The organism is Alphaproteobacteria bacterium (assembly GCA_025800285.1).
Classification (GTDB): Bacteria; Pseudomonadota; Alphaproteobacteria; order JAOXRX01; family JAOXRX01; genus JAOXRX01.
On record JAOXRX010000066.1, the window covers coordinates 1 to 8,549 of the forward strand.

At 29.0% G+C, this 8,549-nt stretch carries 10 protein-coding genes; 3 read left to right on the plus strand and 7 right to left on the minus strand.

What is annotated here, in order from left to right; all coding sequences use genetic code 11:
• Nucleotides 1-314: 314 nt before the first annotated feature.
• On the plus strand, nucleotides 315-1,262 hold the full coding sequence (locus OIF36_04160) for a nucleotidyl transferase AbiEii/AbiGii toxin family protein (protein ID MCV6599653.1): 948 nt from the start codon (nucleotides 315-317) through the stop codon (nucleotides 1,260-1,262).
• Here the strand turns inward: OIF36_04160 and OIF36_04165 are convergent.
• Nucleotides 1,222-2,106, minus strand: a complete 885-nt coding sequence (locus OIF36_04165) for a hypothetical protein (protein ID MCV6599654.1) — start codon at nucleotides 2,104-2,106, stop codon at nucleotides 1,222-1,224. The genes OIF36_04160 and OIF36_04165 overlap by 41 nt on opposite strands.
• 490 nt (nucleotides 2,107-2,596) lie before the next feature.
• On the opposite strand from OIF36_04165, the gene OIF36_04170 reads away from it, so the two are divergent.
• Complete coding sequence (locus OIF36_04170) at nucleotides 2,597-2,797, plus strand: hypothetical protein (protein ID MCV6599655.1); 201 nt, start codon at nucleotides 2,597-2,599, stop codon at nucleotides 2,795-2,797.
• A 502-nt stretch (nucleotides 2,798-3,299) separates the two neighbouring features.
• Here OIF36_04170 and OIF36_04175 read toward each other — a convergent pair.
• The 5 genes from OIF36_04175 to OIF36_04195 form a co-directional block, all read right to left on the minus strand.
• On the minus strand, nucleotides 3,300-3,479 hold the full coding sequence (locus OIF36_04175; GenBank protein ID MCV6599656.1) for a hypothetical protein: 180 nt from the start codon (nucleotides 3,477-3,479) through the stop codon (nucleotides 3,300-3,302).
• Nucleotides 3,480-3,604: 125 nt separating this feature from the next.
• Nucleotides 3,605-4,183 carry a recombinase family protein gene (locus OIF36_04180; GenBank protein ID MCV6599657.1) on the minus strand — a complete coding sequence of 193 codons (579 nt, stop codon included), beginning with the start codon at nucleotides 4,181-4,183 and terminating at the stop codon, nucleotides 3,605-3,607.
• A 224-nt stretch (nucleotides 4,184-4,407) separates the two neighbouring features.
• Nucleotides 4,408-4,596 (minus strand): hypothetical protein, encoded by a 189-nt coding sequence (locus tag OIF36_04185; protein ID MCV6599658.1) that lies wholly within the window; start codon nucleotides 4,594-4,596, stop codon nucleotides 4,408-4,410.
• A gap of 986 nt (nucleotides 4,597-5,582) precedes the next feature.
• Nucleotides 5,583-5,810, minus strand: a complete 228-nt coding sequence (locus tag OIF36_04190; protein ID MCV6599659.1) for a hypothetical protein — start codon at nucleotides 5,808-5,810, stop codon at nucleotides 5,583-5,585.
• A gap of 61 nt (nucleotides 5,811-5,871) precedes the next feature.
• Entirely contained in the window at nucleotides 5,872-6,957 is a 1,086-nt protein-coding gene (locus OIF36_04195; protein MCV6599660.1) for a S1C family serine protease, read from the minus strand.
• A 144-nt stretch (nucleotides 6,958-7,101) separates the two neighbouring features.
• Here OIF36_04195 and OIF36_04200 point away from each other — a divergent pair, with 144 nt between their 5' ends.
• A complete protein-coding gene (locus OIF36_04200) occupies nucleotides 7,102-7,977 on the plus strand; it encodes a hypothetical protein (protein ID MCV6599661.1) in 876 nt (291 codons plus the stop codon).
• Nucleotides 7,978-8,264: 287 nt separating this feature from the next.
• Here OIF36_04200 and OIF36_04205 read toward each other — a convergent pair.
• A partial coding sequence (locus OIF36_04205; protein MCV6599662.1) for a MobC family plasmid mobilization relaxosome protein occupies nucleotides 8,265-8,549 on the minus strand: 285 nt, incomplete at its 5' end.

Genomic DNA, 8,549 nt, shown 5'->3' on the forward strand with positions numbered 1-8,549 from the left:
ATTCATCCATCTATAATCTCTCTTTATAATCACACCATCTATTCCAATAGTTCTTAAATAATTGGTCATGTTTAAATTACAATAGCTTGCTTTTTTTTCTAATAGATTTTTTTCTTTTTCAGTAACATATACTTTCAAACATTTATTTCTTATACGCACCGTTTACCTCCCTTTTGTCTATTTTTTTATTTAGGGTCTTAGGGATTCATCCCTAACAAGCGAATTTGAGGCCTCAAATTCAATGCTTGCTAACCTTCAAAATGTGTTATATTTAATTGGAACCAATCTATTTAACTTTAGAACGGAGGAATATTATGAAGTTAGAAACTTTAAGAAAACTAGTTATACAATCGCTATTCGCTGATGATGATTTTTTCGACCTTTTTACTTTAAAAGGTGGGAATGCTCTATTAGTTCACAAAATAAATGCTAGAGCATCTATAGATATTGATGTTTCTATGGAGAATAGCTTTGAAGATAAAGATTTAGACTCTACTCAACAGAAATTTGAAAAAAGTCTAAAGGACACATTTTCACGTGAAAACTATACTGTAATTGATGTGAAATTAAAAAAGAAACCCAAAAAAATGCCTAAAGAAAAAGAAAAATTTTGGGGCGGATATACTCTTGAATTTAAAATAGTCTCTTTGGAAAACAAATCTAAACTAGATAGTGGATCTATCACTTTGGCTAAACTAAGAAACTTAGCTTTGTCTGTAGAAGATTCAACTTTAACTAGCAGTACTGGTGGTAAAGTATTTAAAGTTGATATTAGTAAATATGAATATTGCAAATCTAAAATTGAAAAAGATTTAGATGGATTTCCAATCTATGTTTATACTCCAATTGCTATAGTTTATGAAAAACTTCGCGCAATATGTCAGCAGCACGAAGAGTACAATAATTATGTTGAAACAAATAGAAAGCCCAGGGCTAGAGATTTTTTCGATATATACACAGTTTTAGAGTTCCATAATGGTATAGTTCCAACTATAAAAAAGGATATTTTGAAAGAATCAAATTTAAATGATCTAGTAAATATATTTACTCTAAAAAAAGTACCTCTAGATTTTCTTTCAAAAGTTAAAAATTATAGAGATTTCCATCGAGAAAATTTTATTTCTGTAAAAGATACGGTATCAGAAAGTGTAACCTTAGAAAGTTATGATTTCTACTTTGATTACGTTTCTAAGCTCTGTAATCAACTATCTAATGAATTAGCTAATCTAAATATGCTGGATAATATACCTTCCAACGATTAGAATAATTCTTATCTTTCATTTGATAAGTTAGGTAAAAATCACACTTCTTATCTAGCTTATCAAATCTTGCTAAAACTTTTTCGTCATACCCAGCCCTTTCTAAATAGAATCCAATAGCTTGATGGTATGGATACATATAATCAAATTTCCTTAAAGTAGCTATAATCCTACTAGTAGAAACTTTTCCTTTTGCTCCTTTATATGCATTTATAATTTCTTGAACTCCTCCAGCATAATCTGGTCTTGTAACTATGTCTATGAGTGTTCTTTCTAAACTAGTTATTGGTAATTCAACTCCATCTATTGCTATATTTAATACTTCTAATTTTCTAGTATTTTTACCATTTAAAAGAACTACATCAAAATCATTTAACTTGGCTATATTATTCGTTTTTCTCATTGGTCTAGAAAACGCTCGATCTACATTTAGTTGTACTAATTCTCCATCATTAATTGGACTTTTTTTATATTGTTCTGTATTCGTATAAATAGTTTTAGGTATGTTATCTATCAATCCATATAAGTATACTGCAGTATAATGACTTAAATACGAATCCTTATTTATTGATAAGGCTAATTCGTACTTAGATACTTTACCAAATATATATTTTGTCATCTTTCTATTTGGCAAAGTTATTTTTTCTATTTCCAAGAAATTAATAGATACTAGAATATCTGCAAATTCTTTTCTAGTTAGTTTATGCATTAAGTATTCTTCAGAAAGTTTTTTTAATAGTAGACCTAAATCAACAATCGAAAGTATTCTTTTTCCATACGCTTTAAATTCTTTAGTTAATATATCCTTGTTTTTTTTCAAATAATCCTTTTTACTAACTCTTCCCATTTTTTCATTCCTCCTTATTTAAATGTCATCTTTAAATAGTATATATACTATATAAAGATGTGACTAATGAGATAACATTGTTTCATATATAGTATATATACTATATATGATACCATACTTTATAGTTCTAATGTATTATAGTATATATACTATAATACAAAAACTAATCAGCAAAAAAAGAGGTTTAAAGTTCACTCTCTCAAGTTTTTAATTTTATAATTATTTCGACTTGAAAAAAGACTTATAGAGTGAATGCTTTTTGAATTTGTATTATATGTAATGTGGGGTTATTTTAGATATATAGATAATAGAGATGATCACCAGCATATAGACGTTTGTACAATTATTCCTTTTTGTTGCGCTTTTAATTTAGTTTAGTTTTGTTGTAAAATATATTTATGCGTAAAGAATTTTTGATATTTCCCTATAATATAAAGTGAAGGTAGGTGATACGTAAAAGGAATGCAATTATATAAAGGAGGTGAAAAAAGTGGATTACATTCATGATATAGTCATCTTTGTTTTAGTATTTATGTTTTTCCAAACATACCCATTGAAAAATGGAATAAGTAAAACTAAAGTTTCTTGCAATCTAAAAGAAGCTAACTTTACAATTGAAAATTATATAGAAAAAGCACCTACACAATCTAATCTTGGCGGACCGGATAGTAAAGATGCTGTTAATAAGTAAGGAAATCAAGAGAGTATAAACTCTCTTTTTTTTCTCTTATTTTTTCATTGTATTTATGTTACTGACTGTATACATTTTATATAAATTAGTTTGCATATTGTCAACTAATTTATGGTCTAATAATACCATGTAACCACAGTAGACACAAGTGGAGAGTAGCTTAAGTATTTAACAATAGATTAGAATTATTGCTTGAATTTTAAGAAAAATATTTACAGATGGATCCATTGACTTAAGATGGAAGGTTTAAATTAGCTACCAAAGAAAAAAAATTGAAGATTAGTGTAGTCGGTGGATTAGAAAACAAATACCTTTATAGGGCAAATATGGGCTAAAAAAGGGCATAATAATGATTTATGTAACAGAGTTTGAATAATTTCAGCGTATAACGCAAACTTGAATTTTATTTTAAAAATTCAAGAACGAGAAAAACAAATTTATGCTACAGATAAACAAAAGTCATAGCTCTTTAAAAAGCTACGACTTTTGTTTAAATATTAATTTATACACCAACATTCCATTTGTTGAGGAATTCATTTTTCAAGGTAAGATAGTTTTGTTGTTTAACTCTCTCTTCTCTAATTCTATCAGAATTCTGTGGATCAACTTCCCTAGCAGCCATTGCTGCATTCCATTCTCTTTCTGCTCGCTTTACAGCATTTCTTTCAGCGTTAATAGTCATTTTAAATTCCTCCTTTTTTTAACATTATATTTGATTCCAAAGTAATTTCATAGTAAAAAATAAAAGTAGTAGCGATTAAAATTTAAAAAGCTTGTATTGTTTTATGTAATCCAAGCAATAATCAATTACTTTCTCCGATTTTGCGATTCAAATTTTCTTATTTTCAAGTATTTATACAGTGTAGTTTTACTTATTCCTGTCATTCTGCATATATCCATAACGCCTAATGCTTTTAAATCGTAAAGCATTAGGGCTCTTTCAATCTTTTCATCATTGACTTTAGGTCTGCCACCAACTCGTCCTCTAGCTCTAGCAGACTTTAATCCGTCTCTCGTTCTTTCACTAATTAAATTTCTCTCAAATTCTGATAACCCACCAAATATAGTTAATAGCAATTGACCTTGTGCTGTAGTTGTATCTAACCATTGTTCTTGTAAACTTACTAAATCCACTTTAGCTTCTTTTAGCTGATCTACTATTGACAATAAATCTCGCAATGATCGTGCAAGTCTTGAAATAGAATTTACTACAATTATATCACCCTGTCTTGCATACTTTAGTAAATTCTCAAGCTCTGGTCTTAATTTTTCTTGTCCCGAAATCTTTTCTTGCCAAATTTTTTCACAACCATAATCCTTGAGTATATCCAATTGTCTATTCAAACATTGATCTCGAGTACTAACTCTAGCATAACCTAACTTCATTATAAATATCACTCCTTCAACGATTCCGCAAAACGATATTTGAAATCAATTAATTTACTAAGAATAGTTTACTACTTTATAAACGTACTCTCCATACTTTTTTAATAGCTTACTTGATTGATTTTAAAAATCAATTAATAGTTCGTAATACCACCGTTTTTAAAAATAAAGACTATAGAATAAATCTTTTTCTTTTTTAAAGATTTATTCTATAGTCTTTATTTTTAAAGTAAATCATCAACAGCGTGATAAACAGCTTCAGATACTTCAATAGTAGAACCCTCTATTATTACAAAATAATTAGAAATATCATTTGTAATAATATCAGAAGAATAATCTACTGAGATATCAAAGTTATCAGTATCTAAATAATGTATATTGCCATCAATATCTTTAAAAGTAGGCATACCCATATTCCAAAACCTCCTTTCAATACAAAGTTCAAATACTAGCGTTAACACCAATATTTAACTGTTCCAGTATACCAAACAACATTGCTTTTTACAAGCGTTTCTAATACAATCAGGCAGTTATGAAATGGCTCGGCTGGGCAGACTTCTCCCTATGTTTTGAAATATTAGGGAAATCTGCTTAGCACGACACTACAATCAGTATAGTCTATGTATCCGTATTCCGTGTGTTGTTCCTGACTGTGCAGTTTTATGCACCACGCTTTTATAGTCACCAAAGACTCTATATCCGACTACCAACTTTTTCAAGTTGTTACGTGCCCCCCCCTAGCTTAACTAACATTGCTAGAGCGTACCTATCTTTTCGATAGTCAAGCTTCCGCCTGCATTGCCCCCGACATCTAGTTTTAACCAATGTACTAATATCATTCTTTAGGTTAGGCTTATTGAGGTCTTGATGTCTTTTCAACCCCTTACGTTATCTCTTGATGGAACACCGCAATCAATGAGAGCCGAGACGATTTTCTGATTGTGCTCGTCTACACAACGATATATTTATACTGTATCTCGTACAGATAGCGAATCATTAAGTAAATTAGTATAAACTCTTGTGATCGCCCTCTCATATAACTTACAAGCAAGTATCAAAGTTTACCCTTTGATTGGTTTTAAAACTTTCACATAAAAAAAGCCCTAGGTATCAAGTATACCTAGGGGCTTATTAGTCCCAAACCAAAATTTCTCATTTTCTTATAGCTTGAAATATAGTCCAAAATGTGTTACAATTTGCCTATATTATAGAGCTAGTAGCGAGTTATCTCGTGGCTTACGGTACTTTGGATACCATTAGTCGCTCAAAGTGCGCCAACACTCTGAGAAACTAGCTTATGTATTAACCACTTTGTAAGTGGTTTTTTTTGTAACTTCTCTAATCTGATTATAACATAAAAAGCTAAGCGGTCAAATTAATTTTATTCTTATTTTTCATTCTACTTATCATTATTAAAAAATGCTTCACGTATACAAATTATAGTTCCTATAAAACCCATAATGGAAAAAAACAAAAACGGAACAACTGCTCTAGAACGTAATAACCATCCAAGTAATCCATTAATTTTATATGAGATAGTCGGATTAAGTCCCGCTACTATAAGCGCTCCAACGGATCCAACAATTCCTCCTGTAAATAACAATCCTCCAAAAAACATTTTTTTCATTTTTTATCCACCCTCTAGTTTTTATTTTCTCCAATATAATACATAGCACTCTATTTTAACTTCATCGTACCTCGTCATCAAATTCTTCAAATGGACTTAATTCATATAATACTTTTTCTTTAGCTAAATATATTTTCCATTCATTCATCCACTTTTTAAATCTATATACTGCTAATATCTGTTGATTCTTAAAATCACCACCATCTTTTTTGAAAATTTTGTAGTTCACTTTAACTTCTAATATTCCATTTACATTTTTTAGTATTTCTATGCCCTCAACATCATAAACAAAATCATAGCACCCAAAATACGGTGTAATATACATTCTAATAAAAGAATATGCTGGACTTTCCGGATGAATGTATTTTATAAAATCATTTAAATCTTCTTCTTCTAGACTTTTAAAAAAATTAATAATTATATACTTAATCTCTTCTTTAGTTTTCTCATTTCTACTTTCCCATTCTCTTTTCCAATCTATAATATCAATATTTTTGTGTTCTTTATCCTCTAATTCTATAAGCCAATCTAATATATAATCTATCGATATAGCAAAATTTAAATTTGTATTTGTATATCCAGAATTATTTATTCCTATAACTTTTCCAAATTTATTAATTAAAGGTCCTCCAGAACTACCTGAAGTAATCGGCGCGGATATTTGTATCATTTTTTTTTCATCGATTGTTCTTATTCCGCTTATAATTCCCTCTGTTATACTATTTTTAAAACCGTTCGGATTACCTATCGTTAATATTTCCTCTCCAATTTTTGATTTCTTGGTATTCGCAATGTCTGCTTTAGGTATATTTAAAACTTCTACAGTTTTTATTATAGCTAGATCAAGATTTTCATCATATTTAACTACACCTTCAACTTTGTAATTTTCCCCTCTGTAATCACATATTAGAAACTCCGGACCAGACATTATAATATGTGTATTTGTAATAAACAAACCATTCCCTACATAAAGTCCACTACCTAGTAAAACTTCTTGATCATTCAAGTCTTTAACCACTATTTCAACTACACTCTTTTTTAATTCATTAACATCTAATCTGTTTATATGTGTTTGATATATACACCAAATGCATATACTAATAATAAAAATTATTGCTGTTGTTACCTTCTTTGATTTTAGATTCATTTCCCCTCCATTTAACACTTCATTTGAATTAATTTTACAAAAAAAAAATCTAAAAGTCAAATTTATTGCATTTTTAATTTACAAATATGTAAATCTATGGTATTGTTTATTTATCATGTAAAATTAACAATATGGAGGGGTTTTATGAAAAAAAATATTATTTTATCATTAGCAGTATTTATTCTATTTTCTATGTTTATCTCATCAAATAGTGTTTTTGCTCAGCGCGGAAACACTGAATATGCACCTGGGTTTAAAACTAAAGGAAACTTAATTGAATACTTAAGAGAAAATCAAGTGCCTAATAATAAGCAATCTATTCTTATCAACAAAATTGAGAATAATCAAAAATGGGATTGTTACAATCAAAAAAAATTAAACTTAATTCCTAAAGATTTTTATAAATTCGATCCTACAGATGGGAGTCAAACAAGATATTATAGGTTCAATGATGGTTCATTTGTCAAAGTTGAAGCTGTATTAGAAAACAAAATAAGAATCGATGGTTCAAAAAAAAGCAATGCTTTGTTGAAAAGAAAAATAAAAAATAAAACTGACTTAAATGAAGTACTTTCTCTAAAATCTAAAAATTCAAATAATCATCTTTCAAACTTTGGGTACACTCTTCCTGAATCAACTTTAACTACTTATGGATATGAATCAGGCTCTGGTTATTCATGGTATTGGGATTGGAGAATAGCTAAAACAGTAGGTGCTCAATCAGCTTATTTCTTTGCCGAATGGGTCAATGTAGTTGATGGTCCTGATTACTTAATTCCATCAGGATGCTTTTCTGGAAACGTAACTGGTTTTGGAGAAGTTAATTATAAAACAGTTATAGTTGAAAGAGAAAAAGAAGATGAACGCAGACATAGATATGCTCTAGTTAGACAAGATTGGACTGCTAATTATGCAATTGATACTCCTTGGGGTGGCGGAAGTATTGCAGGAGGAACTTTTTCTTTATGGTTAGGTGTTGGTAATGATAGTTACTATATAGATGATGATGTTCCTTACTAAGATCAAATGAAAAAAGCAGCGATATAACAATTTGTTATATCGCTGCTTTTTTCATTTAACTTTATATGTCTGTCTTCATGTCAAATGTGGAGATTTTAAAAATATCTCCACATTTGATTCCATAATTCTTTAACTTATACTTTAATTTTATTAATAAGGAATATCGTTGATCCTAATAGATATTTTTCAAATACTACATTGACTTGTTAGTTTTCATTACACTATGGACCGAAGGGACTTGCGATGCCTTTATGCAAGTTCCTTCTGGCTAACGCCGAGTGTCTTTTTCATTTTAATATTTCTAAGTACAATAAGCTAGAAAGTCTTTCTACTTCTCTTTGAAGTTCTACGAAATCTTTTTCTAACATTTTATTTTGTTGATTTACTTTTTTAGCTATTTGATTTATATTGGACCCAATTTTATTGACATCATTCATCCATCTATAATCTCTCTTTATAATCACACCATCTATTCCAATAGTTCTTAAATAATTGGTCATGTTTAAATTACAATAGCTTGCTTTTTTTTCTAATAGATTTTTTTCTTTTTCAGTAACATATACTTTCAAACA